Source organism: Hydrogenobacter thermophilus TK-6, from assembly GCF_000010785.1.
Taxonomy (GTDB): Bacteria; Aquificota; Aquificia; order Aquificales; family Aquificaceae; genus Hydrogenobacter; species Hydrogenobacter thermophilus.
In genome coordinates this window covers 1,238,655-1,263,751 of the sequence record NC_013799.1, presented here as the reverse complement: position 1 = coordinate 1,263,751, position 25,097 = coordinate 1,238,655, and the positions used below count along the sequence as shown (strand labels likewise).

General features: G+C 44.5%; 24 protein-coding genes and 1 tRNA gene. 6 read left to right on the top strand and 19 right to left on the bottom strand.

Annotated features, from left to right (window positions below):
- Positions 1-54: 54 nt before the first annotated feature.
- Complete coding sequence (locus tag HTH_RS06965) at positions 55-2,298, bottom strand: choice-of-anchor Q domain-containing protein (protein WP_012964011.1); 2,244 nt, start codon at positions 2,296-2,298, stop codon at positions 55-57.
- A gap of 451 nt (positions 2,299-2,749) precedes the next feature.
- On the opposite strand from HTH_RS06965, the gene selD reads away from it, so the two are divergent.
- Positions 2,750-3,718, top strand: coding sequence for a selenide, water dikinase SelD (gene selD / locus HTH_RS06960; protein WP_012964009.1), 969 nt, complete (start codon positions 2,750-2,752; stop codon positions 3,716-3,718).
- A 1-nt stretch (position 3,719) separates the two neighbouring features.
- Here the strand turns inward: selD and HTH_RS06955 are convergent, their stop codons facing one another.
- From HTH_RS06955 to atpB, 5 genes are read right to left on the bottom strand one after another with little or no spacing between them, the layout of a single operon-like run.
- Positions 3,720-5,225 (bottom strand): YidC/Oxa1 family insertase periplasmic-domain containing protein, encoded by a 1,506-nt coding sequence (locus tag HTH_RS06955; protein WP_012964008.1) that lies wholly within the window; start codon positions 5,223-5,225, stop codon positions 3,720-3,722.
- Complete coding sequence (gene yidD, locus HTH_RS06950) at positions 5,225-5,413, bottom strand: membrane protein insertion efficiency factor YidD (RefSeq protein WP_425480508.1); 189 nt, start codon at positions 5,411-5,413, stop codon at positions 5,225-5,227. Before yidD ends, HTH_RS06955 begins: the two co-directional genes overlap by 1 nt.
- Before the next feature lie 14 nt (positions 5,414-5,427).
- Positions 5,428-5,571 (bottom strand): 50S ribosomal protein L34, encoded by a 144-nt coding sequence (gene rpmH / locus HTH_RS06945; protein ID WP_012964006.1) that lies wholly within the window; start codon positions 5,569-5,571, stop codon positions 5,428-5,430.
- A gap of 10 nt (positions 5,572-5,581) precedes the next feature.
- Positions 5,582-5,890 carry an ATP synthase F0 subunit C gene (atpE, locus tag HTH_RS06940; RefSeq protein ID WP_012964005.1) on the bottom strand — a complete coding sequence of 103 codons (309 nt, stop codon included), beginning with the start codon at positions 5,888-5,890 and terminating at the stop codon, positions 5,582-5,584.
- 31 nt (positions 5,891-5,921) lie between these two features.
- Positions 5,922-6,581, bottom strand: a complete 660-nt coding sequence (gene atpB, locus HTH_RS06935; protein WP_012964004.1) for a F0F1 ATP synthase subunit A — start codon at positions 6,579-6,581, stop codon at positions 5,922-5,924.
- Between the two features lie 117 nt (positions 6,582-6,698).
- Here atpB and HTH_RS06930 point away from each other — a divergent pair, with 117 nt between their 5' ends.
- Positions 6,699-7,178 carry a hypothetical protein gene (locus tag HTH_RS06930; RefSeq protein WP_012964003.1) on the top strand — a complete coding sequence of 160 codons (480 nt, stop codon included), beginning with the start codon at positions 6,699-6,701 and terminating at the stop codon, positions 7,176-7,178.
- A 50-nt stretch (positions 7,179-7,228) separates the two neighbouring features.
- Entirely contained in the window at positions 7,229-9,169 is a 1,941-nt protein-coding gene (locus HTH_RS06925) for a thioredoxin domain-containing protein (RefSeq protein WP_232500419.1), read from the top strand.
- 2 nt (positions 9,170-9,171) lie between these two features.
- Here HTH_RS06925 and HTH_RS06920 read toward each other — a convergent pair.
- Positions 9,172-9,246 (bottom strand) — tRNA-Gly (locus tag HTH_RS06920).
- 21 nt (positions 9,247-9,267) lie between these two features.
- Complete coding sequence (locus tag HTH_RS06915) at positions 9,268-10,116, bottom strand: YicC family protein (RefSeq protein WP_012964001.1); 849 nt, start codon at positions 10,114-10,116, stop codon at positions 9,268-9,270.
- Between the two features lie 24 nt (positions 10,117-10,140).
- Here HTH_RS06915 and thyX point away from each other — a divergent pair, with 24 nt between their 5' ends.
- Positions 10,141-11,067 carry an FAD-dependent thymidylate synthase gene (thyX, locus tag HTH_RS06910; protein ID WP_012964000.1) on the top strand — a complete coding sequence of 309 codons (927 nt, stop codon included), beginning with the start codon at positions 10,141-10,143 and terminating at the stop codon, positions 11,065-11,067.
- Here the strand turns inward: thyX and HTH_RS06905 are convergent.
- Genes HTH_RS06905 through HTH_RS06895 form a run of 3 tightly spaced genes read right to left on the bottom strand, consistent with a single transcriptional unit; the run spans position 11,062 to position 13,013 of the window.
- Complete coding sequence (locus tag HTH_RS06905; RefSeq protein WP_012963999.1) at positions 11,062-11,673, bottom strand: L-threonylcarbamoyladenylate synthase; 612 nt, start codon at positions 11,671-11,673, stop codon at positions 11,062-11,064. The two genes, thyX and HTH_RS06905, sit on opposite strands and share 6 nt — an antisense overlap.
- A complete protein-coding gene (thrC, locus tag HTH_RS06900) occupies positions 11,670-12,728 on the bottom strand; it encodes a threonine synthase (protein WP_012963998.1) in 1,059 nt (352 codons plus the stop codon). Before thrC ends, HTH_RS06905 begins: the two co-directional genes overlap by 4 nt.
- A 3-nt stretch (positions 12,729-12,731) precedes the next feature.
- Entirely contained in the window at positions 12,732-13,013 is a 282-nt protein-coding gene (locus HTH_RS06895; protein ID WP_012963997.1) for a hypothetical protein, read from the bottom strand.
- A 30-nt stretch (positions 13,014-13,043) separates the two neighbouring features.
- On the opposite strand from HTH_RS06895, the gene HTH_RS06890 reads away from it, so the two are divergent.
- Positions 13,044-13,448: an NUDIX hydrolase gene (locus tag HTH_RS06890; RefSeq protein WP_012963996.1), complete on the top strand. Its 405-nt coding sequence runs from the start codon at positions 13,044-13,046 to the stop codon at positions 13,446-13,448.
- On the opposite strand, the gene tsaD is transcribed toward HTH_RS06890, so the two are convergent.
- Genes tsaD through HTH_RS06855 form a run of 7 tightly spaced genes read right to left on the bottom strand, consistent with a single transcriptional unit; the run spans position 13,425 to position 22,224 of the window.
- Positions 13,425-14,426, bottom strand: a complete 1,002-nt coding sequence (gene tsaD, locus HTH_RS06885) for a tRNA (adenosine(37)-N6)-threonylcarbamoyltransferase complex transferase subunit TsaD (RefSeq protein ID WP_012963995.1) — start codon at positions 14,424-14,426, stop codon at positions 13,425-13,427. The two genes, HTH_RS06890 and tsaD, sit on opposite strands and share 24 nt — an antisense overlap.
- Positions 14,423-15,661 (bottom strand): S41 family peptidase, encoded by a 1,239-nt coding sequence (locus HTH_RS06880; RefSeq protein ID WP_012963994.1) that lies wholly within the window; start codon positions 15,659-15,661, stop codon positions 14,423-14,425. The genes tsaD and HTH_RS06880 overlap by 4 nt, the downstream gene beginning before the upstream one ends.
- Positions 15,658-16,044 carry a hypothetical protein gene (locus HTH_RS06875; protein ID WP_012963993.1) on the bottom strand — a complete coding sequence of 129 codons (387 nt, stop codon included), beginning with the start codon at positions 16,042-16,044 and terminating at the stop codon, positions 15,658-15,660. Before HTH_RS06875 ends, HTH_RS06880 begins: the two co-directional genes overlap by 4 nt.
- A 4-nt stretch (positions 16,045-16,048) precedes the next feature.
- Positions 16,049-17,632 carry a citramalate synthase gene (gene cimA / locus HTH_RS06870; protein ID WP_012963992.1) on the bottom strand — a complete coding sequence of 528 codons (1,584 nt, stop codon included), beginning with the start codon at positions 17,630-17,632 and terminating at the stop codon, positions 16,049-16,051.
- A 17-nt stretch (positions 17,633-17,649) separates the two neighbouring features.
- Positions 17,650-19,194, bottom strand: a complete 1,545-nt coding sequence (gene dnaG / locus HTH_RS06865) for a DNA primase (protein WP_012963991.1) — start codon at positions 19,192-19,194, stop codon at positions 17,650-17,652.
- Positions 19,195-19,235: 41 nt separating this feature from the next.
- Complete coding sequence (locus HTH_RS06860; protein ID WP_012963990.1) at positions 19,236-19,730, bottom strand: DUF29 domain-containing protein; 495 nt, start codon at positions 19,728-19,730, stop codon at positions 19,236-19,238.
- Positions 19,717-22,224, bottom strand: coding sequence for a cation-translocating P-type ATPase (locus tag HTH_RS06855; RefSeq protein WP_012963989.1), 2,508 nt, complete (start codon positions 22,222-22,224; stop codon positions 19,717-19,719). The genes HTH_RS06860 and HTH_RS06855 overlap by 14 nt, the downstream gene beginning before the upstream one ends.
- A 15-nt stretch (positions 22,225-22,239) precedes the next feature.
- Between HTH_RS06855 and HTH_RS06850 the strand changes: the two genes are divergently transcribed.
- Complete coding sequence (locus HTH_RS06850; protein ID WP_012963988.1) at positions 22,240-23,208, top strand: GDP-mannose 4,6-dehydratase; 969 nt, start codon at positions 22,240-22,242, stop codon at positions 23,206-23,208.
- Here the strand turns inward: HTH_RS06850 and dxs are convergent.
- Entirely contained in the window at positions 23,188-25,083 is a 1,896-nt protein-coding gene (gene dxs, locus HTH_RS06845; RefSeq protein ID WP_012963987.1) for a 1-deoxy-D-xylulose-5-phosphate synthase, read from the bottom strand. The genes HTH_RS06850 and dxs overlap by 21 nt on opposite strands.
- Positions 25,084-25,097 lie beyond the last annotated feature (14 nt).

Genomic DNA, 25,097 nt, shown 5'->3' with positions numbered 1-25,097 from the left:
TGAGTGGGTATTACGCACCAAAGAAAAAGGGGGGCAAAAGCCCCCCCAAAGGGATTATGACCTTCTCAGTCTTCTAAGGAGAGCCGCACCAGGCAGCATGAGCCAAGCAAGAGCGTTAAGTGGACTTCCGCCACTGCTCATAGAGCATCCACCTCCTCCACCGCCTGTGCCTGCAGATGAGCCGCTACCCCCTGATGAGCCTCCACCACCTGCACCAGGTGGCTGTGGAGATGGCTGTGGCTGTGGCTGGCTTTGCTGAGATACTCCCGTGCCTGTTATGTATATTCTCACTGGGTTGGGTGTGTTGTAATACACCTCAAGGAAGGCTTCCTTCTTACCTTCGCTCTTTGGCTCAAAGATTATTCCCACTGTGCAGTAGCCTGACAGGTTAAACTGCTGAGCTCCGCAAGGTCTTTCTCCTGCGTTCAGGTCAAGTATGAAGTTCTGCTGCTGCAAAGCTCCCGTCAACTCGTTTATCCTGATGCCGCTTATGAAGATAACATTCTGGCTTTCTATCCTTATTATGGCAGGTCCTTTTCTGGTAAGTAAAGCCACGTTTTTGAAGTCTACCATATCCCTGTTTCCAAACTCTGGAGATGTGATGTTGGAAAGGTTTGGTGGTGTTTCTGCTCCTCCTCCACCAGAAGTCGCAGTAAAGTTAGCGCTGCATGTCTTGTTGGCGTTCATAGTTATGTTGCATGTGGTGTTTGTGCCGCAAGAAGAGCAATCTCCGCCCCATCCAGCAAAGGTGTATCCGCTGTCTGGTGTGGCTGTAAGCTGCACATTTGTGCCAGATGTGAAGTTGTCGCTACAAGTGCTGCCAGAGCTTCCGCAGTTTATACCACCAGGACTGCTGGTGACGTTGCCGTTGGTGGGTGTAGGACTTATGCTGAGGGTGTAAGTGGTAGGAGGTGGACCATTATACTCATAAGCCCCAGCATCGCACTGTGTACCCTGAGGTCTGCTCACACCTCTTTGGTCGGTGTTTACCGGGTTGCTGCTCAGGTCTGTGCAATCGGTCACCGCGTCAATGGCTACGCTGCCAGTTCCAAGAGCAATAGTCTGCGTAGGACCGCCGTAGTTGCCAAGAGGCTGGAGGTTGAGCTGAGCAGATGTCACCTGCGTAAAGCCCGTGCATGTGTTGTCATTTGCAAAGTTCACTCCAGAGGGTGTGAAAGTTGACCCAGCATCTATATAGCAGTTCTGTGGACTGCCTCCCACCGTGTTGTTGGCCACTATGGAGTTCTTGATGTTGAAGGTGTCAAGGTTATATATTCCACCGCCTTGATTATTTGCTGTATTGTTAGCTATGGTGACGAAACTGGCATTCACAGTACCAGTCCAGTTCTCTATACCGCCGCCATCACCGACACTGCTGTTGCCCGCGATGGTGCTGTTTTGGATAGTCAGCGTGCCGCCGTTGACTATGCCGCCGCCATCGAAGCCGGCGCTATTGTTAGATATGGTGCTGCCGATAATGGTCATATAGCTATTCGTGTAGTTGTATATGCCACCACCATCACTGTCAGCGCTATTGTTGGAGATTGTGCTGTTGACTATGTTGACAAAAATGGATGTAAATATCCCGCTGCTGAATATGCCGCCGCCATCTCTGCCGGCGCTGTTATTGGAGATGATGCTGTTTTGGATGTCCAGCGTGCCGATGTTGGATATGCCGCCGCCATCACCGACACTGCTGTTGCCCGAGATGGTGCTGTTAGTGATGGTCAGCGTGCCGTTCGTGTCGTTGTATATGCCGCCGCCAGAGAGACCATCCGCGCACCCATTCCTCACCGTCAGGTCTTTTAGCGTGAGACTGCCACCGCTTAGCACATGGAATATGCGAAACTCGCCCACCTGTTCCGTATAGTCCAGGTTGCAGGTAAGGCTTGGGTCTCTCTGCACTGTGGAGCCGTTGCCTTCTATGGTGATGTTGGCGTTGTTATTGTTAGTGTTTATATCCAGGTCATCCTCCGCCGCCGTGTTATCGTCTCCTGCCGCAGTGTCTATGCTTAGAGTGTAGGTCTGGTTAGTTCCAAGGCATATTACTTTGGTGCCTCCCAGTGCGTTGGCTTCCATTATGGCAGCACGCAGGGAGCAGTTGTTGCTTGCGTCCGCGCAGGTTCCATCTCCTGGGTTTGCATCCACTGTGTCATTAGTTGTGTTGACCGTAAAGTCGCATGTCTGCATGGGCTTTAAAGCCTTTGGGCTTGTGGTAGAGCCGGAGTCTCCTGAGCCTCCACCGCACGAGTAAGCAAGCGCTGCCAAAGCTAAAGGTAAAAGCCTACGCCTCAGCATGGTAAACACCCTCCAAAATTTGTGGTGATGCGTGCCGTAAGGACACGGCAAAGGGCAGCAGTGCCAAGCCTGCCAAAAGCAATCCTTTGAGCTTCATGATACACCTCCCAAAAGAGATTTTGGATATCTTAGAGCCTCTTTTTTTTGTCGTGTCAAGTCGCACCCTCTTTCACACCCCTTGTCGCGGAGGTGTGGTATGCTATTTTTACAAGGAGTTGGGCTGTGGGTCTGGTGGCTCTGAGTGGGTTTGTGGAAGATGTCAATTTTTTCACAAAAGCACCCTACACACACTGCTGGGGGGTTAAGGTTTGACAGGTTTCGCCTAAATTTTCAAAGTTTTACCTTTTCATACTTTGAAATATTCAAAACAGCACAGCTTTGAGGGGTATTAAACTTAAACACTATGGCGGAGCTTTTGAAGTTGGTGAGGGCTTCTGGTTGAGCGGCAAAGGTGGGTCCGGCGGACCTAGAAAACCTTATAAAGGGACTTAACCTTTACACGGATGAGCGCACCCTTTTGGGTGTAGGTGACGACGCAGGAGTCTATTTATACGGAGGTAAAGTTTTTATACACACAGTGGACTTTATAACTCCTATTGTTAATGACCCTTACCTGTGGGGAGCTATATCCGCAGTAAATTCCCTAAGTGATGTTTACGCAATGGGTGGGGTGCCCCTTAATGCCCTTGCCATCGTAGGTTTTAACAACTGTGATATGGAGGTAGAAGTTTTGAAGGAGGTTATGAGGGGGTGCATTGACAAGCTAAGGGAGGCAAAGACCGTCCTTCTGGGAGGACACACTATAGATGATAGAGAACCCAAGTTTGGGCTTGCAGTAACAGGAGTGTGTGAAGATGGCACTTATCTGACACAGGAGGGTGCAAAGCTAGGCGACCTTATTGCTATCACAAAACCCATAGGTGTTGGCATACTCACCAAGGCTATAAAAGAGGGAAAGATAACCGAAAGGAACATCCAAGAAGCTATAAATTACATGCTCACCCTCAACCATAAGGCATCCTTACTGGCAAAGAGCCTTAAAGCCACATCCTGCACAGATGTGACTGGTTTTGGTCTTTTGGGGCATGCGTACAACATAGCAAAAAAGTCAAGAGTTATGCTTTCTATAAACTTTTCTCAGGTGCCTGTATACGAAGAGTCCATATTTTTCGTAAAGCAAAAGATACATCCTAAGGGAGCCTTAGATAATTACAACTTTGTTAAGGACCATGTAATCAACGAAGGGCTTGAATGGTGGCAGCTTTTGCTTCTGTCAGACCCAAACACATCCGGAGGACTTCTCTTTACCTTCCCAGAGGAGATGCGTCCTCTTATGGATGAGAAGCTTGACCATCTTGGTATCCAAGCGTGGATAATTGGTAGAGTGGAAGAGGGAAAAGGTTTGAGGCTATACACTTAATTTACTTTCTTTTTTTCTTTCTTTCTGCTTTAACCTTCTTCCTATCCTTTAAAAGCACCTCTTTTATAAGATAACTCTGCCCCATATTGAATATGTTGTTGAAGGTCCAGTAAAGGACAAGACCAGCCGGAAAGCTGGCAAAGAGAAAGGTAAAAGCTACAGAGGACACATACATCATAAAGTTCTGAGTTTTGTCTGGATTTGGGCTTATAAACTGCTGGGCTATCATGGTAAGACCCATTATTATGGGAAGTATGTAGTAGGGGTCTTTGTGGGATAGGCTGGGTATCCAGAGCATGGAGGCAAGCTGAAGGTCTGCCGTTATGGTGAGAACCTTGTAAAGTGCAAAAAACACAGGTATCTGAAGGATCATAGGGAGACAGCCGGACATGGGATTAAAACCTACTTGAGAGTAAAGTTTCATCATCTCCTCTTGCATCTTGGTGGGGTCTTCCTTGTACTTTTCCCTGATCTCTTGCACCTTAGGTGCCAATTCTGACAGCTTCATCATAGAGATGGTGCTTTTGTATGTAAGAGGAAACATGAATACTCTTACCAGAAGGGTAAGCGCCAGAATGGAGAAAACCCACGAGCGAAGATGTTCGTATATCCAGTACATAAAGATAAATAGTGGTTTTACTAAGATTTTGAGCGTCCCATAATCTATAACATCCGATAAGCCTATCTTTTTGAGCCTTGAATACTCCTTTGCACCTGCATAGAAGATTAAAGGATTGCTTACCTCAACCAGCGTTAAACTATCCTTATCCTCCCCGACTTTGTATATCAAAACGGAGGGAATCTTACCTACAAAGCCCTTAAAGTAATACCGGCTTTCTTCTCCTGCAAAGCTTATGTCCCCGCTTAGGAATTCCCTTCCCTTTATACTCCCCACATCTAACCTCTCCACCTTACCACCTATGCTCAAAACAGGTCCCGAGTGGGTGTAAAATTCGTCACCTTTTGGGTGGCTCCCTACCACCACATAAAGAGGTGAAGGTAAACCCTTTGAGCTTATGGAAAGCTTAAAATAGCCTTCCTCGTAAGTGAGCCTTTTAGTCAGGCTTATACTTCCATCCGTGTAAGTCATAACAATTGAGTCACCTTCCCTTGTTATCTGATAAGGAGCAAAGTTTAGCTTCTGGTCAAGGTCTGGGTTGCCTGTATAAACTTCAAGAGGGTACACATTGAGTTTTCTCTCCGTATCGGTGATCAGGTCATAAGAGTACTTTTTGTCCACGAGTTTCACTATCTTACCGCCTTCCAAAGAAACTAAGAGGGTAAACTGCCTAAAATCAAAAGCCTGAATCTGCACAGGTTTTTTAGACTCCCTCATGCTTCCCAGCATAAGCTGTGGAAAGCTCTGCACCTCTTCCCTCTTGACTGCCTTTTGAGGTATCTCTTTGGGAGAAAAGTAATAGGTGTATAGCTCAAGGCCAAACATCAAAAGGGTTACCACCAACATCAAAGCAAAGAGTCTCTTTACATCTATCTCGTTTTTCTCCATCAGGGATAATCAACACCTCCCTTTGAAAGTGGGTGGCACCTTAAAACTCTCCACAGGGCTTTGAGTCCACCTTTTACCACACCGTACTTCTCAATAGAGAGGATGGCATACTCAGAGCATGTGGGATAGTATCTGCAGGAGGGGGGATAAAGAGGGGATACGAGCCTTTGCCACAACCTTATTATCATTACACATATCTTCCTCAAGGTGCCAGTCTCTTCCTTCCCTTGCGTCTTCTTCTATTTATTATCTTCCTTCCACTTTTGGTGGACATCCTTGCCAAAAACCCACTTTTGCGCTTTCTCTTGAAGTTAGATATCCTTGTGATGTTTCTCTGAGTTGCCATCTTTATCCCCTTACTTCACGAATAGCAGTATTATAGCCACCAGAAGGGCATAAAGAGCCAGCGTTTCTATAAAAGCCAAGCCTATGAACATAACTGTCTGCAATCTTCCGCCTACAGTAGGATTTCTTGCAGTACCCTCTTGAGTCCCTCTAACTGCGTGTCCCATTCCTATGCCCGTTCCTAAGGCTGCAAGACCTATTGCCAAGCCTGCACCCAGATACATAAGGCCCTCCTTCAGATGAGCGCCCTGTGTAGCTTCTTGAGCAAGTGCAACACCGGTAAGCAGAAGCGTGCTAAGTATCAGCAGTCTTGCCTTCATATCAAACCTCCTTCCATTAAGATTTTTCATTTCAGTGTTCCTCATGGGATATGGCACCTGAAAGGTAAACAACGGAAAGGATCATGAAAATGTAAGACTGTATAAAAATTGCCAAAAATTTTATAGCTATAATAAAGAGAAGGATAACGGGAGACACCGCCATAGTAAAGGGGTTTTTTATCACAAGGCTTACAAGCACAAGAAGGAGCAGTGCTCCCCCCTTCATGTTGGCAAAAAGCCTCAGCGTCAGGGTTATAGGCCTTGCCAAGTGGGAGATAACCTCTATGAGGAAAAAGAAGGGAGCGAGATAAACATTTGGTCCCATGAAGTGCTTTAAGTAACCAAATCCGTGTATTCTAAACCCCTCCAAGTTATACAGTATAAAAACAGAGAGTGCCAAAGCGAGATTGGTATTAACATTTGCTGTTGGAGCTTCAAGCCCTGGCACCATACCAAATAGATTGGAAAAGAACACAAACAGACCTATTGAAGCTATTATGGGGGTGTATCTAATTCCTTCCTTACCTGCGTTTTCAAGGAGCATGCTACGCACGAATCTGAGATAGCCCTCCCAAAGAGCCTGAAACCTGGTGGGTCTTATAGAAGGCCTGCCCGCCAGCAGAATAAGGGCTAAGGATATAGCCATAGCCAACACACCTAAGTAAACATGCTCCAAACTGACCTTTTCCATAACGCTATCATTATAACATAAATTTCCCAAATAAGACCAGCTTATACGGAAACAATAAAAATCTAATAGCTTAAGAAAAGTTAAGCGTTTATCTTATAAAGAAGGAGGTGGAGAAAGATGAGATACAAGTTGATGTCTCTGCTACTTTTCCTCTTTACCCTTTTATATTTGGCTTACGCTCAGGAGGACGAGATACTGAAAACACCTCTAACCAAGAAGCTCCCTAACATGAATGTGAGCATAGGTATAGTGAGCATTGAGGAGATTAGAAATACCTTCCCAAGAGCTTACGAGCTTCTGGTCAAAAGCCACGGTGAACCCAAACCATACGACACTCACCACCTTGCAGTAGCTCTTTGGAGAGAAGAAGAGAAGGGTAAGGTGGTCTATTTCTCTAATTACTCTGTAGAAGCTGAGGTAAGGTCTCCTATACTGAGAGCAGAAAGAAAACCACTCACCAAATATCCCCATCAATACGGAGACAACTACGGCGGCTGGTTCCAAATGTCCGATAAGGGTCTTTACTCAATAAATGTATACATAAAGGACAGCAAAGGAAAGACCATGAGGGTCAGTTTTGATTATCTTATGCAGTAGCATAATTTATCTCATCTTGCTTTTTTCTCCCTTTTACATAATTTATGCGTATGCCTAACAGACTGATAAATGCCAGAAGTCCATATCTTAGAAAATCAGCATATCAGCCCGTTGATTGGTACGAGTGGTGTGAGGAAGCCTTTGAAAAAGCAAAGAGAGAGGACAAACCTGTACTGCTCTCCATAGGTGGTGTATGGTGTCATTGGTGTCATGTAATGGCAAAGGAAAGCTTTGAAGACCCAGAAATAGCCAAGATAATAAACGAGAACTTTGTTGCAATAAAGGTGGACAGGGACGAAAGGCCGGATATAGACAGGAGGTATCAGGAAACAGTAATAGCTCTTACCGGAAGCGGAGGGTGGCCTTTGACAGCTTTTCTTACTCCCGATGGGAAGCTCTTCTTTGGAGGCACCTACTTTCCACCTGAAGACAGATGGGGAAGACCCGGTTTAAAATCTCTGCTTCTTAGGATTTCACAGCTCTGGAGGGAAGAAAAGGAGAGAATTTTAAAATCAGCAGACCACATCTTTTTGGAGCTACAAAATTACAGCTCTATGACCTTTAAGGATTTTGTGGATGAAGAACTTCTAAAAAGGGGTATAGGCGCTCTTCTCTCTTCGGTAGATTACGAAAAGGGAGGTATAGGCAGTGCTCCCAAGTTTCATCATGCCAAGGCTTTTGAGCTACTCCTTTATCACTACTACTTTACCAAGGAGGAGATAGTAAAAAGGGCTATTATCTCATCTTTGGATGCTATGGCAAAAGGTGGTATTTACGACCACCTTTTGGGAGGCTTTTTCAGATACTCTACGGATGATACATGGAACATACCGCACTTTGAAAAGATGCTTTATGACAACGCGGAGCTTCTCAGACTATACTCTCTTGCTTATCAGGTATTTGAAAATCCCCTTTATGAGTATGTGGCAAAGGGCATAGTAAATTACTACAAACTTTACGGATCGGATCAAGAAGGTGGATTTTACGCCTCTCAGGATGCAGACATAGGCGTGCTTGATGAGGGTGGTCATTACACTTTTACATCTGACGAGCTAAGGCTACTGCTTGACCCAGAGGAGCTAAAGGTGGTAAAGCTCTACTTTGGTATAGATACAAGAGGCAGAATGCCCCATCATCAGCACAAAAATGTGCTCTTTATAAACATGGATGCGCAGCAGGTAAGCAAAGTTTTGGACATACCCAAGGAAAAGGTGGAGGAGCTTCTAAAAAGCGCCAAAGAAAAAATGTTAAGTTATAGAAACAGCAGGGAGATACCTTACATAGACAAAACCATTTACACTGGCTGGAATGGGCTTATGATAGATGCTTTATGTGTTTACTACAAGGTCTTTCAGGATGAGTGGAGTCTTCTTATGGCAGAAAAGACAGCCAATAGGCTCATAAAAGAAAGGTACAGAGATGGCTCTCTTGATCATACCGATGGTGTAAGCGGTTATTCGGAGGATTACATATATCTATCGCAGGGTCTTTTGTCCCTCTTTGAAATAACTCAAAATAGAACTTACTTGGATATGGCAAAGGAGCTTTTGGATAAGGCTATAGAGCTATTCTGGGATGATCAGGGATGGGGCTTTTTTGATACGCATCAAAAGGGGGAAGGACTATTGCTTATAAAGCATAAACCTATCCAAGATACACCCATCCAATCTGTAAATGGCACATCTCCGTATCTGCTACTCCTTATGGAAGCTATAACTGGTGATACCAAATATGGAGAATATGCAGAGAAAAACCTCATGGCTTTTTCACGGTTTATGAGAGAGATGCCTATGGCTTCGCACTCTTACCTAATTAGCCTTTACGCTTTTTTAAGAGGGGTTTTTAAAGTAGAGACGGATGGTTACTTTTGGGAGATGATGAAGGCATTCAGACCCTTCAAGTTGGTTGTAAAGGGGCATATGAAGGGGCTTTTGGTGTGCGAGGGGAAGGTTTGCAAAAGCTACTCTTCACCTGAGGAGATAGAGCTTTAGTATGGAGCGGGCGACGGGACTCGAACCCGCGACCTGCTGCATGGCAAGCAGCCGCTCCACCACTGAGCTACGCCCGCTATGATTATATTATACACCTTTTATTCCACATTTGCCACCTGCTGTCTTATCCTGTCTATCTCTGACTTTATTTCCACCACCAGATGGGAAACTTCAGGCATCTTGTTGCCAAGGGTATTTATCTCCCTGTGTATCTCCTGAAGGGTAAAGTCCAACTTTCTACCTACATCACCTTCCGTATCAAGAAGGGAGTTTATTTTACTCAGGTGCGTCTTGAATCTTGTTAACTCTTCATCCACATCCATCCTTGAAAGTATAAAAGTGATCTCATTAAGCACAGTTGGATGAACCTCCGGCAAACCAAGCTCTCTTGCTTTCTCAAGTATTCTGCCTTTGACTAAGCTCAGGACCTGGTCTTTAAGCTTTTCTATTTCTTCTAACAACCCCTTTATCTTTTGCAACCTTGCTTGTATGTCTTCCTTTATATGCTCTCCTTCTTCCTTTCTGCTCCTTACAAGGTCCCTGAGGGCTTCTCTCAGTGAAGAGTAAAGGCAGTCTTCCAGCTGTGGACTTAGTTCCTCTGCGGTTTTTTCCGAATACTTCCAGGCAGTTTGAAAGATGGTATCGTCGGTGAGCTTAAGCCCAAGCTCTTCCATAACAAGCTTTACTATCTGCACATTTACGAGGACCTTCTTTATGTCAACAGGTGTTTCGACCTTTTTGGGTGTTACATCTATGTGCACATTAACAGTACCCCTCGTGATAAACTCCCTCACCAGCTTCCTTATGTTTATCTCTGCGGATGAGAGGTTGTAATTGGTTTTTATAAATATGTCCAAACCTTTTGAGTTTACGCTCTTGACGATGGTAGATACCTTCCATTCGTCATTTTCAAACACAGCCTTCCCCACACCAGTCATGCTTTGCATAGCCAAGATATTATAATAGAGAGCATGAAAGTTCATATAATGGGGTCAGACCAAAGAATAGTAAGATGCGCAAGGGTATCATTCGCTAAAGATGCGGAGGTGGACAAAGAGAGGGATAAAAAGCTCATAAAGTATCTTTTTGAAAACAAACACGCAAGCCCTTTTGAGCATGTGATTATAGCTTTTGAAGGAGAAAAAAGCTTATGGCTGGGTCTTATAGAAAGGGTAAGCAGTCCTGTTTTTCAGGTTTACTGGACGGAGGGTTATATTTATCTCAACCTTAGGAACTTTATAAACGCTTTTGAACACATACCACAAGAGGTAAAGGAAGAAGTAAAGAAAAGACTACCTACTACATATGCCATCATAGAAGGAGATGATACAGAAAGCTACTCTCTTGACAGTTCCTATGTTATAAAGAAAATAGAGACTTCATCAGGATGGATAGGACTCGTTGATAGGCTTGAGCTGGGAACCTCTATGGATTACTACACATTTGTGGTGGAGTGTCCTTTGTTTGTAGCAAGGCAGTGGCACAGACACCGCTTTGGCTCTTATAACGAAGTTAGCAGAAGGTATGTAAGCTATGACCCTACCTTTTACATTCCTAAATATCTGAGAAAACAGTCTTCCAAAAACAGGCAGGCATCCATAGAAGAGCAGATAGAAGAGCCTTGGAACTCTCTGTTTCTCAAAAAAATAAAGTTTTACATGGATGACCTTTTGACACTATACAAAAACATGCTTGAAAAAGCTGTTGCCAGAGAGCTTGCCAGAGGTGTCCTCCCACAGTTTATGCACACAAGGTTTTACTGGACAGTTCCAAGAATTTCTCTTGACAACTTTATAAGTTTAAGAAGGCACGAAAGCGCACAGAAGGAGATAAGAGAGTTTGCCCAGGCGCTTGTAGAGCTTGTAGGATACAGAAAGAGTTATAACCTTAGGTTATAATCTTCTTGCAAACTCCAGAATCTCCTTGAAGCTTACACTTCCTTCTCTAACAAGCCTTATTCTGTTTTTGCCTATGAGTCTTACTATGGTGGAGGGTTTTCCTTCAATACGACCCGCATCCACATAAAGGTCCACCTTATCTCCAAAGTAGTCCATAGCCATCTTTACATCCTTTGCCGGCTCCATACCTTCCGGATTGGCGCTGGGGGCAACAAGGGGAGCATCAAGATAAAGAAGAAGGTCCCTTATAAAGGTACCTCTCTTGGGCACTCTGAAGGCTAAGCTCTTTTTGCCCCTTGTCAGGTGCATGGGTATGGTGGTTCTTTTGTAGAAGATAACAGTGATATGAGCATCAAGCAGGTCCCAGTATGTAGGCTTGGCGTAGATGTCAAAAACCTCCAGCCAGTATTTGTCTGGAAGGAGAAGGATAAAGGGTCTTCCTGATGGTCTTCTGATGGAGTATAGCCTCTCTACGGCTTTTGGTTTGGTAGCATCAGCCAAAAGTCCGTAGATGGTATCCGTTGGCGCAAAGACTATTCCTCCTTTTTCTAAAACCTTAGCTGCCAAAGGAAGCGCCCGCTTTTGATGTGCTTTTACCACCTTCATAGCTCTATCACCTCCAGCACCTTCTCTATGTCTGGGGGTAAGGTGATGGGTTCTTGGCACACGCTCATAGCGGTGCTGGGGTCCTTAAGCCCATTTCCCGTAAGGGTGCATACCACCACCTCCTTACCACTAAGGTAGCCCTCCCTTACCAGCTTTATGAGCCCCGCTATGCTGGCTGCGGAGGCAGGCTCGCAGAAGATACCTTCCTTTGAAGCCACCAGCTTGTATGCATTTAGGATCTCCTCATCACTTACAGCATCTATTCTTCCCTTTGATTCGTTAGCTGCGGCAAGAGCCTGTTGCCAGCTGTAAGGATTTCCTATCCTTATGGCGCTGGCTATAGTTTGCGGATTTTTTATAACATAGCCTTTCACTATTGGAGCAGCACCTTCCGCCTGCCATCCCATCATCTTAGGGAGTTTCCTTATCTTCCCGACGCGGTAATACTCCAAGTATCCTTTCCAGTAAGCGGTTATGTTTCCTGCGTTGCCTACTGGTATAAAGTGATAATCTGGCGCTTCGCCCAAGGCATCACATACCTCAAAGGCTGCAGTCTTTTGCCCCTCTATACGGAAGGGGTTTACCGAGTTGACTATTTCAACCGGCAAAAGCTCACCTATCTTTCTCACCATATAAAGAGCATCGTCAAAGTTTCCCTGCACGGCTATAACCTTTGCACCGTACATAACTGCTTGAGAGAGTTTTCCCAGTGCCACTGCACCTTTGGGAAGAAGCACATAAGCTTTGAGCCCAGCTTTTGCAGCATAAGCCGCAGCAGAAGCGGAGGTATTTCCTGTAGAAGCACATATAACAGCCTTTTTTCCAGCTTCTACAGCTTTTGATATGGCAAGGGTCATCCCTCTGTCTTTAAAGGATCCCGTAGGGTTTAGTCCCTCATATTTGAGATATATCTCCCCTTTAAAGCCTATCTCCCTGGCGAGATTTTCCGCGTGTATAAGAGGAGTATTTCCCTCACAGAGAGTTATAACAGGTGTGTTTTCTGAAATAGGCAAATATTCCCTGTATTTATTTATTATACCGCGCCAATAGTTCATAACTTACTGCTCTTTTTTCTCTTCTTCCTGCTTTTGCTCCTTCTTTGACTTTTCCAGCTCCTTTTTAGCACCTTCTATGGCACCTGATGCTGCAGCTGAAGCTACCTTTATGATCCTGTTGGCAACATCCAAAAGGCTAGTGGTAATCTCCTTTGCCTTTTCAATAGGTACTTGTAGCATAGGTTTTTCCTCAATACCTATCTTCTCCTTGAGGGCTTTCAGCTCCTTTTCCAGCCTTTCAATCTCTTCTTTGAGGTTCATCTCCTCTTTTTTTTCCTCTTGCATAGCTCATCCTCCTTAGAATATTTTATCACAATGATGCACGAATTTTCCGCAGGCGGTGTTGTCATTAGAGACAGAGAAGTTTTGCTGGTGAAAAATCCTTCGGGAATATGGACCTTTCCAAAGGGTATAGTAGAATCTGGAGAAAGTCCCGAACATGCCGCCATCAGAGAGGTGGAGGAGGAAACGGGTATAAAGGGGGAGATTCTCCAAAGGATAGGAGAAATAGAGTACTTTTACATGAGGGAAGGAAAAAGGATAAAGAAGAGAGTCCTTTACTTTTTGATGAGGTACAAGGCTGGAGAGCCTAAGGCTTCGTGGGAGGTTTTGGATGCAAGGTTTTTTACATGGAAGGAGGCTGAGAACCTTGTAAAGTATAAAGGGGACAAGGAAATACTCAAAAAGGCACTTTCTTTAGCTCCACTCTTTTCCAAATAGCTCTAAGGGTGTGTTGGGCTCTGGGTTTATATCAAGGGGGGCTGTAATGCCCCTTTTGAACCTCTCTACACCTGCGTAAGCTATCATACAAGCATTATCAGTAGAGAATTTAGGCTTAGGGAAATAAACTTGGTAGTTATGCTTCTCAGATAGCTCTTTAAACCTTCTTCTTAGTTCAGAGTTGGCGGATACACCTCCAACAACAGCTATATTTCTTACTCCTGTGAGCTCTACAGCTCTTATAACCTTTTTTTCCAAAACATCCACCACCGCTTGCTGAAAGGAGCAAGCCAGATCTTCCTTAGAGTAATTTCCCGTCATCACTATGTTTCTTACAGCCGTCTTTAGTCCACTAAAAGACATATTGAGACCATCTTCTCCTATCAGAGGTCTTGGGAGGTGATAGGCAGGTCTTCCCTTTTGGGCAAGCTTATCTATTATGGGTCCACCTGGATAAGAAAGTCCCATAAGCTTTGCCACCTTGTCGTAGCTCTCTCCTACTGCATCGTCCAGAGTGCCACCCAGAAAGATATACTTTCCAAAGTCTTCCACCAAGTAGAGGTCCGTGTGCCCTCCAGACACTATAAGGGATATAAAAGGGTAATCTATGGGTTTTTCCAAGAAGATGGAGTATATGTGTCCTTCTAAGTGATGCACTGGCACCAAGGGCTTTCTTAAAGCATAAGCCAGAGATTTGGCAAAAGCTACACCTATAACTAAGGATAGTATCAATCCCGGTGTGAGAGTGAAAGATACAAAGTCTATCTTGGAGATGTCCATACCTGTATCTTTTAAAAGTTTGTCAAAGAGAGGGAGTATGTTTCTGGTGTGTTCCCTTGCGGAAAGCTCCGGCACCACTCCACCAAACTCCGAGTGGACAGCCTGAGAAAGCAGCACATCACCTATTATGCCTGACTCAGAAGAAAAAAGGGCAAGGGCAGTCTCATCACAAGAAGTCTCAACAGCAAGTGTGATCATGCGGCTTTTTTCAAAGTTTTACCTTTTTCTATAATCTCAATAGCCTTTCTCAGCTGGGGGTCAAGCTCGGGAAGAAGTATGAGCTTGTGATGGTCTCCTTGCATCCTCTTCTGTCTTATGGCTTCCTGCAATTGCTCTTCCTGCTTTTCGTCCATGCTAACCTGCACATCCGGGGTTATACCCTTCTTGTGTATCAGTCTTCCAAGAGGTGTGTAGTAGTATGCTATGGTGAGCTTTATAGCAGAGCCATCCTCAAGTGGCATGATGTTCTGAACTGAAGCTTTGCCGTAGCTCTTCTCTCCAACTATAATAGCTCTTTTATAGTCTTGGAGTGCGCCAGTGACTATTTCCGATGCGCTGGCAGAACCTTTGTTTATCAGAACTACAAGTGGTATGTCTTCAGGTACAATAGGTTTTCTTCTTGAGAAGTACTTGTTTATCTCACCATCCCTTGATTTGGTATAAACTATGAGCTTACCTTCAGGAATAAAAAGCTCTGCTACATTTACCGCCTCCGTGAGAAGACCACCTGGGTCGTTTCTCAGGTCCAACACCAAACCTTTAACATCTTCGGACAGGAGACTCTTAATAGCCTTTTCCATCTGGGCGCCTGCACCGTCGTTAAACTGGGAGAGCCTTATATAACCTACATCTTCAAACTTTGTCCACCTTACGCTCTCTATCTTTATGAGACTCCTTTCAAGCTCAAACCTTAGGGGCTTGTCTAAGCCTTTCCTCATTATAGTCAGGTTTACCTTTGTACCTGGTTTGCCTCTTATTTTCTGCACCACATCCATTAGCATCATGTTAGATGTATCCTCTCCGTTTATCTCAAGTATTATGTCCCCAGGTCTTATCCCAGCTTTATAGGCTGGTGTCCCCTCTATAGGAGAGACCACTATGGGTCTTCCCTTTTCCATGCTTATCTCAATACCTACACCACCAAACTCACCTTCCGTCTCTTCCTTAAACTCTCTGTACTGTTCGGGTGTAAAGAAGGCGGAAAAGGGGTCTAAGGATTTCATCATACCATTTAACGCACCGTATATAAGGTCCTTAGTGCTAACATTTTCCACATAGTTCTCCTTTACTACTTTGAAAACATCAGTGAAGAGCCTAAAATACCTGTAATCATCTTCACCACCACTATTTTTGGGAAAACCGCCTGCTGTACCAAGCACGAAGCCCAAACCAAAGGTAAGTATCAGGATACCCAAAAACTTAACTCTCTTCATCTTTGCTCTCCTTTTTCTATAAAGATATCTCTCACATCCTTAATGTAAAAGCTTGCTTTACCCAGTTCAGATTGGGATGTGCAATAGGTGTTGGCACTTACGCTTATGCGCCTTTCTATTCCATTTGTAAGCTCCACATTTATATCAAGGATACCCTCCTTTTGGGAGAGCACTTTTATGTGTTTTATGCTTTCAAAAGGTATAGAATACTCTATGCTCCCCTCACTAACTTTCAGATAATCCCTACCATTACAACTTATCCCTCTCAGATGGTGGGTAATACCTTCCGCATCAATAACTTTTATATGTATGTTTTTGCTGAGCTTTACTGGTTCTGCCATGGAAAGGAGAAAGAGAGAGAAAAGGAAAAGCACCCTCTTCATAGGATCACATTATACCCTCTTCTTCGTCTTTTAAGAGTTTATATACGAGGCTATCAGTTAAGGCTATCCAAGAGGCTTCTATTATGTTTTCCGAAACTCCCACCGTTCCCCACTTTCTTCTACCATCGGTAGATTCTATAAGCACCCTCACTTTGGCAGATGTACCCTCCGATTCGTTAACTATTCTCACCTTGTAGTCTATGAGCTGAACATCTTTAAGGCTTGGATAAAACTCTTCCAAGGCTTTTCTGAGGGCTCTGTCAAGGGCGCTCACTGGTCCGTTACCAAGAGCTGCTGTATGCTCCTTTATGTCTTCCACATAGAGTCTTACGGTGGCTTCCGAAACAGGAGATAGGTCTGTACTCCTTCTGGCTATTAGCACCCTGTAAGCATCAAGGTCAAAATAGTTTTTAACAAGCCCAAAATGCCTCTTGCAAAGAAGCTCAAAAGAAGCTTCAGCTGCTTCAAAGTGGTAGCCTTCCTTCTCAAGTTCCTTTATCTTTTCAAGGAGTTTGATAAGCTCAGGGGACTTATCATCCACCTCAAGCCCCATTTCCCTGAGCTTGTAAAGTATATTACTCCTTCCAGAAAGGTCAGACACTGTCACCTTCCTTCTGTTTCCTACCAAAGAAGGGTCTATGTGTTCGTATGTTTCTGACCTTTTCATAACTGCAGAGGCGTGTACGCCTGCTTTGTGGGTAAAAGCACTCTCCCCTACATAAGGCATGTTTTTGGGCAGTGGCGTGTTGGAGATTTCGGAGACAAAGTGAGCAAGCTCGGTGAGCTTTTTGAGGTTTTGGGAAGGCACTACACTAAAGCCCAGCTTGAGCTGAAGGTTAGGTATTATGGAACACAGATTAGCATTGCCCGTTCTTTCCCCCAAGCCGTTTATAGTGCCGTGAACCTGCCTTGCACCTGCAAGCACCGCCATAAGAGAGTTAGCCACAGCAGTATCTGAATCGTTGTGAGCGTGTATGCCTACGCGTGCCTGTGGAAACTTTTGTACAACCTTTTTGGTTATCTCATAAACCTCATTGGGAAGGGTGCCACCGTTGGTATCGCAGAGGACTATCCAGTCCGCACCTGCCTGAAAAGCTGCCTCCAATACCTTAAAAGCATAGCTTTCGTTGTGCCTGTATCCGTCAAAGAAGTGCTCTGCGTCAAAGATAACCTCCTCCACATGCTTTTTAAGATAGCTTACCGTCTCGTAAACCATGTCCAGGTTTTCCTCTAAGGTGGTCCCTATGGCATGCGTTACATGAAAGTCCCAGCTCTTGCCAAATACGGTTATCACCTTGGCACCCGATTTCAAAAGGTTTTCCACCTGCTTATCTTCGTGCGCCTTCTTTCCAGCTTTTCTTGTTGCACCAAAGGCTACTATTTTGGCATTTTGAGTTTTTATCTTTCTCAGCCTTTCAAAGAGAATAGTGTCTTTTGGGTTCGCACCGGGCCATCCGCACTCTATGTAATGCACTCCAAATTCGTCCAGTTTTTGAAGTATGCGCATCTTATCCTCTACGGAAAAGTTTATACCTTCTGCCTGCGAGCCATCCCTCAAGGTGGTGTCGTAGATAAAAACCTGCTCCATAGGAGTTTAAATATAATTCAAATCCGCTTTCTGAACCTCACAACCTGCTGACTCTTTTCTTCCCTCATATCTTTTATACTCTTTACACCTTCCTTAAACTCCTCTTTCCCTATTTTTAGCATCTCACAGCTTGCCAGAAATGCAGACTCAAGGTCGTAAACCTTGGCATTCTTGACACTTTCTGGTACCAAGTGATAATCTCCAGAGAGTATGTGTTCGGCTATCCTCATGGCATTGGGTGAGAGCAGAACATCCTTAAGATATTCTTCCTTTCCCAACTTCATAAGGCCAAGCAGAAAAATCCTCTCCGCATAGGTCAGTTTTTCATCCTCTTCTTTTTCTTCCTTCCTCTGAACCTTAGGCAGTTGGTCGTATAAAGCGCTGAGCGCAAATCCACTTACTTGGCTTGCTTCTCTCAGAATATCATGCTGATACACCTTATTTTTGACAAAGCCGGCAAAGTATACAAGGTCCTTAAGAGCCTCCTTCTGACCTTCCCTGAGCATTTTTATAAATAGCTCAAATATGTCCTTTGCTCCTTCAAGAAGCAAACGCAAAAGCTCTTTATCTCTTTTTACCAGTGTGTCGGGATCCTCACCTTCGGGGAGGTATGCCACTCTCACCTTAATATCCTGTGAAAGCAAATAGGGTGCTGTCTGTCTTATGGCTCTCTTCCCCGCACTATCACCGTCAAATAAAAGAATCACATCTTTTGTGTATCTGGAGAGAAGCTTGGCATGCTCCTCACCAAAAGAGGTGCCAAGAGGTGCAACGGTGTTTTTGTAGCCCTCATCGTGCATGCTTATAACATCAAAGTAACCCTCAACTATTATGGCAAAGCCCATATCTTTTATGTGTTCTTTGCCTTCGTAAAGTCCAAACATAACCTCCCTCTTTTTAAAAAACTCACTCTCTGGGGAGTTTATGTATTTAGGCTTTCCTTCGTAAAGAACTCTTCCACCAAAGGCTATGCATCTTCCCCTCTCATCCCTTATGGGTATTACTACCCTTCCTGTAAAGAGATCCCTGTAAATACCTTCATCTATCTTTACCAAGTTGCCAGTTTTTTCGTAAGCATCTATCAGCCCTTCTTTTCTGAGGAAATTTACCAGCTCCTCAGAGGAAGGGGAGAAACCCAGCCTAAACTTTTGAATGCTTCTTGAAGAAACGCCTCTGCTTTTTAGGTAGTCTACCGCATGAGGACTTTTTTTGAGAGCATTGTGATAGTAATCTGCCACCAGCTCAAGTATGCGTATTACCTTTGAGTCCTTTCTGTCCTCCCTTATCTTAAGGGGTATGCCGTACCTTTTGGCAAGCTTTATGAGAGCTTCCGAATAACTTATGTTTTCGTAAAGGGCAACGAACTTTATGGCATCACCACCTACACCGCAACCAAAACACTTAAAAATGCCTCTGCTGGGGGATACGAAAAATGATGGTGTGTCATCCGGATGGAAAGGACACCTGGCACTGTAATTGCTCCCTACCTTCTTAAGGTCTATGTAAGAGGATATGACCTCCACTATATCTATTTTTCTGAGGATTTCCTCTCTGCTGGACATTTTTTATAAATATAAACCTCAAAGCTAAAAAAAGGGCGTTGTTATGGTTTTAGCTCCTTTCTTAAATCTCTACTCATGGCTTCTTGGTAAGTGTGAGGGCATTTTTCAGGAATGTTAAACTTTTCAGGGTCGTAGTCGTTATCTTTAAGCCAATACTCAAGCCTTCTTCTGGCACGCTTCCACGCTATAGCCAATTCAGAAGGTAATTTTTTTCTTAAACTGGGATACATATCAAGTATATCTAAGATTTCCATTCTTGCATTTTCCACACTCCTAAACCAGCTTTTGCCAGCGGACTCACTACCTGCCAAGTTTTTGAAGTTATCCCACTTGTAAAGATATTCTAAAATAACCGCCAAGTGGCTTATGCACTCTTTAAGGTCAGACCTTCCCATATCCTCTATCTCCTCTAAGAGGTTCTCCCAGTCTACAAGGTCATAAGCTTTCTCCTTAAGAAGCTGCAGGTTTATCTCAACCCAAAGGGGAAAATCCTTATCGTACAGCTCCTTTAGCTCTTCCTTATTAAGCGTTCTCATGGTATAAAATATATGCTATCCACTTTCTTAACTCCACGCCCAAGAAGGTAAGCAGCGGACACAGAAGTGCATAAGGAAGGTGTTCTAAGGACAAGCTTATTGCATGTAAGTAGTGAGGGATTAGGTAGATGGCTGTAAGCTGGAGCATCAAGCCTAAGAATATGCCTAAGTAAATGTAAAGGTTTAGTTGGAGGTACTCTAAGGGATTTTTAAAGAAGGGCTTTTCCCCTATCTCCTGAATGCCTACAGCCCACTGGCTTATTACCGCTGATGTGAAACTAATTGTTAGGGCTATTTGGTAAGGATAGATGGTTAGAAGATACTTAAACAAAAAGTAGTGGCATATACCCATTATAAGCCCGTTGTACGCCACATTAAAAACCTGGCTTCTCCCCACAAAAACCTTCTCGGGACTCTTTGGTTTTTCCTTCATGGGATCACCTTCGTACTTGGTAAAAGGATAGGCTTTGTCCTGCATGCCGTCAGTTACGAGGTTTATCCACAGTATCTGAGTAGCATAGAAAGGCAATGGGAAACCGCTCAGTATGGCAAGGGAATTGTAAATCATCTCAAAAGCGTTGGTGGATAGCAGATACCTTATCACCTTAGATATGTTTTTTGCTATAAGCCTTCCCCTCTTTACTGCGTTCACTATTATTGCTATGTTGTTGTCCAACAAGATCATCTTTGATGCATCCTTTGCAGCCTGAGAGCCTGAACCCATAGCTATGCCCAGGTCCGCCACCTTAAGAGCTGGCACATCGTTGACACCATCACCAGTTACAGCCACCACCTCTCCCTTTGCCTGAAGCACCCTCACTATGCGATACTTATCCTCGGGAGTTGCACGAGCTACCACCGAGACTCTCTTCAAAAGATGGTAAAGCTCTTCATCGCTAAACTTTTCCAGATCCTTGCCCTCAATAGCTATGTCTCCCTCTCGGTAGATGCTCACCTTACTTGCTATAGTTTTAGCGGTAAGGAGGTTGTCCCCCGTGATCATTATGACTCTTATGCCTGCCTTATGAGCTGTTTCTACTGCCTCTTTTGCACCTTCCTTAGGTGGGTCTAAAAATCCTACAAGCCCCACTATCTTTATCTTGACCTCTTCCAAACTTTCCGGGACCTTGCTGAGTTTTGCATATCCAAAGGCTAAGACTCTAAGACCCTTCTGCGCCATACTGTCGTGAGCTTTGTATATTTCCTGAGGACAATCTCTTTCACACATTAAAGATAAGCTCTCCAGAGCGCCCTTTATGTAAAAGTCCAAGCTTTCACCTGTAGATACCACCACAGCCATCAATCTCCTCTTTACATCAAAGGGGTGCTCCCAAACCCTTTTATAAGCTTCTCTCAAAAAAGCCCAGTTTACCCTCTCTTTATCCAGCCACTCAAGAAGAGCTATCTCTAAGGGATCGCCTCTGTCTTTTTCCGCATCGTTGCACAAAGTAGCCCCAAGAAAGAGCTTTGACCTATCATAGCTTATAAACTCCTCCACTCTTAATCTTCCAACAGTTAATGTTCCAGTTTTATCGGAGCATATGTATGTAGCGCTTCCAAGAGTTTCTACCGCAGGAAGGTGTTTTACAAGAACCTTCTCTCTGGATAGTCTGATGGCACCCACTACCAAGGCTATAGTAACTACTATGGGAAGACCTTCTGGAACTGCAGAAACCAGCTGTGCTATAGCAAAAAATACCAAATCTTTTATATCCCTCCCCTGAAGCACGCCTACCACTACAAGAAAGATTAAAATTACCAGAAGTGCCAACACCCACTTTTTGCCAAACTCCCCCAAAGCTCTTGTAAGCGGGCTTTCTGGAGACTTTTCTTTCATCCTCTTTGCTATCTTACCAATTTCGGTGTTATCACCAGTTGCAAAGACAACACCAACAGCTTTTCCTCTCAGCAGGGTGGTTCCTCTATAGAGACAGTTGGACCTGGCATATAGAGGTGTGTCTTCTGCAAGCACAGCATGGGAAAGTTTTTCTACAGGTAAAGACTCACCTGTAAGCAAAGCTTCATCTACAACTACCCCACTTGACTCCAGCAACCTTATGTCAGCAGGAACCATATCACCTTCTGAGAGAAGAACTATATCACCGGGCACCAGATATTTGGCTTCTACCTCCTTCTCTTTCCCATCTCTTATCACTCTAATACTTGGAGCGCTTACCATTTTCAGAGCTTTTATGGATGCAATAGCCTTAAGTTCCTGATAAAAGCCTATAAGACCGTTGGCAATTACAAGCCCATAAACCACCATCCCATCCGCAAGGTCCCCAAAAAAGACAGCCACAAGACCCGCCACCATCAGGATAACTATAAAGGGACTGGTGAATTGCCTGAGAAGTACTCTCCACTTACTTTCTTCCTCTTCAGTCAGCTGGTTGGCTCCGTACTGCTGGTATCTCCTCTTTGCTTCTTCCTCACTCAGTCCCAAAAAGCTGGTCTTTAGTAAAGAAAGTACATCATCGGGGTATAGGTGATGCATGCTAAAATGATTATAATGCAGAGCTTTTTAGTCACAGGTTGTGCGGGGTTCATAGGCTGGAAGGTATCGGAAAAGCTCTTGGAGAAGGGCATTCAGATAGTTGGCGTAGATAACTTAAACGATTACTATGATGTGAAACTAAAAAACTACAGATTAAACCTCTTAAAAAAATACAAAAACTTCACCTTCTACCAGCTTGACATAGAGGATTTTTGCTCTCTGAGGGAAGTTTTTAAGGCTCACTCCTTTGATGCCGTTATAAACGAGGCTGCAAGAGCCGGCGTTAGATACTCTATGGAAAACCCCTTTATTTATATGAGCACCAACGCTATGGGAACGCTTAACCTCCTTGAGCTTTGCAAAGAATTTGGTGTAAAGAAGTTTTTACTTGCTTCCACTTCGTCTTTGTATGCTGGACAGTCTATGCCCTTCAAAGAGGAGCTTCCGGTAAACTTCCCTATATCTCCCTACGCTGCCTCAAAAAAATCCGCTGAGGTTATAGCTTACACTTACCACTACCTTTATGGCATTGATGTGCTGATAGTGCGCTACTTTACCGTTTACGGCCCTGCAGGAAGACCTGACATGAGCGTGTTTAGGTTTATAAAGTGGGTGCTGGAAGGGAAACCCCTGGAGATATTCGGTGATGGAACTCAGAGTAGAGATTTTACTTACATAGACGATATAGCGGAAGGTACGCTCCTGGCACTCAACTCAAAGGGATATGAAATATTCAATCTTGGAAACAACAACCCTCACCAGCTATCTTATGTGATTGAGCTTATAGAAAAGTACACGGGCAAAAAGGCAAAGGTGGAGTACAGAGAATTTCACAAGGCGGATATGAGGGCAACATGGGCAGACATAGAAAAAGCTCAAAAGATGCTGGGCTGGAAGCCAAAGGTAAGTCTTGAGGAAGGCATAAAGAGAACCGTAGAGTGGACTTTAAAAAACTGGGACTGGCTAAAGGATGTGAAGCTCTGAACTTTTTAAGGGCCTTAGAAACTCCCTTACTCTGTTGGCTATACCTTCACCATCTATACCCACCAAGCTTCTTAGCAGGTTCTGGTTTCCATGCTCAATAAATCTATCTGGCACACCTATGGTGAGAACTCTTTTGAGAATGCCTTTTTGGGACAGCCACTCCAACACCCCCGCACCAAACCCCCCGACTATAACATTGTCCTCCACAGTTATAAAAACTGGATAGGTTTTGCACAAATGCGCAAGCATGCTATCATCCATAGGTTTTACAAACCTTGCATTAACTACACCCACCTTTATGCCTTCCTCCTTTAGCATTTCCGAAGCCTTAAGCGCCTGATATACTGTATAGCCAACTGCAAGGATGACGGCATCCTCGCCCTCCACAAGCATCTCCCAGCTACCTATTGGCACCTCTTTAAAGCCTTCTGTGGGCACACCGTAAGCTGGTCCTCTCGGATACCTTATGGCAAAAGGACCGTGAGAGTTTATGGCAGTGTAAAGAAGGTCCCTGAGCTCCTGCTCGTCCTTTGGAGCGGACACTACCATATTGGGAATGCACCTAAGATAAGACAGATCAAAGACTCCGTGATGGGTAGGACCATCATCTCCCACTAAACCTCCCCTGTCTATGGCAAAGACCACATGAAGATTCTGCAGAGCTATATCGTGGATTACCTGGTCGTAAGCTCTTTGCAGAAAAGTGGAGTAATAGGCTGCTATTGGTTTTAGTCCCTGCGCGGCGAGTCCTCCTGCGAAGGTGCAGGCGTGTTGCTCTGCTATACCCACATCAAAGAACCTTTCGGGAAACTTCTGACTGAACTCCACAAGTCCGGAGCCTTCTCTCATGGCTGGAGTGATGACCACAAGGTCAGGATACATCTGAGCCAGTTCCACCACAGCTTTGCCAAATATGGAAGTCCAAGTGGGTGGCGAAGGCTTTTTTATAAACTCACCGGACTCTCTCTTGTAGGGTGCAACCCCGTGCCAAGTTACAGGGTCGTTCTCCGCAGGTTTGTAGCCCTTGCCCTTCTTGGTGTATATATGGAGCAAAACCGGACCTTCTATGCTCTTTATGTTTTCCAGCGTTCTTTCAAGAGCCTGAAGGTCATGACCATTCACAGGTCCTATGTAATTAAAGCCAAGCTCTTCAAAGATGATGCCGGGAGATATAAGTCCCTTTAAAAATTCTTCAGTTAGCTTGGCTATTCTGGAGACACCGCTTATGTGCTCCAGAAGGCGCTTTACCCTCTGTCTTGTTTCCTGAACAAACCTACCGCTTAATATCTTACTCAGATAAGTGGATATGGCACCTACATTAGGTGATATGGACATTTCGTTATCGTTGAGAATAACTATAAAGCGGTTGGGTCTTAGGTGTCCGGCGTTGTTAAGTGCCTCAAAAGCCATACCTGCGGTCATAGCACCATCACCTATGACAGCTACCACATAGCCTTTCTGATCAAGAAGGTCCATAGCCTTTCTGAAGCCCAAAGCTGCAGAGATAGAGGTGGAGCTGTGTCCTGCACCGAAGGCATCGTATACGCTCTCTTCTCTTCTTAAAAAGCCTGATATACCACCGTACTGTCTCAGAGTAGGAAATTTTTCCTTTCTGTCGGTGAGGATCTTCCAAGGATATGCCTGATGACCTATGTCCCAGACTATCACATCCGAAGGAGGGTCAAAAACCCTCAAAAGAGCTATGGTAAGCTCTACAACCCCAAGACCCGGCGCTACATGTCCACCGTTCTTTGCGGTAACCTCTAATATATAGTCCCTAACTTCTTCCGCAAGGTTTATAAGCTCTTGGTAAGACATGTACTTGAGGTCTATGGGGCCTGCATACTCCTTCAAAAGTTTGTACCTTTCAAGCATAGCCTATCAATTTA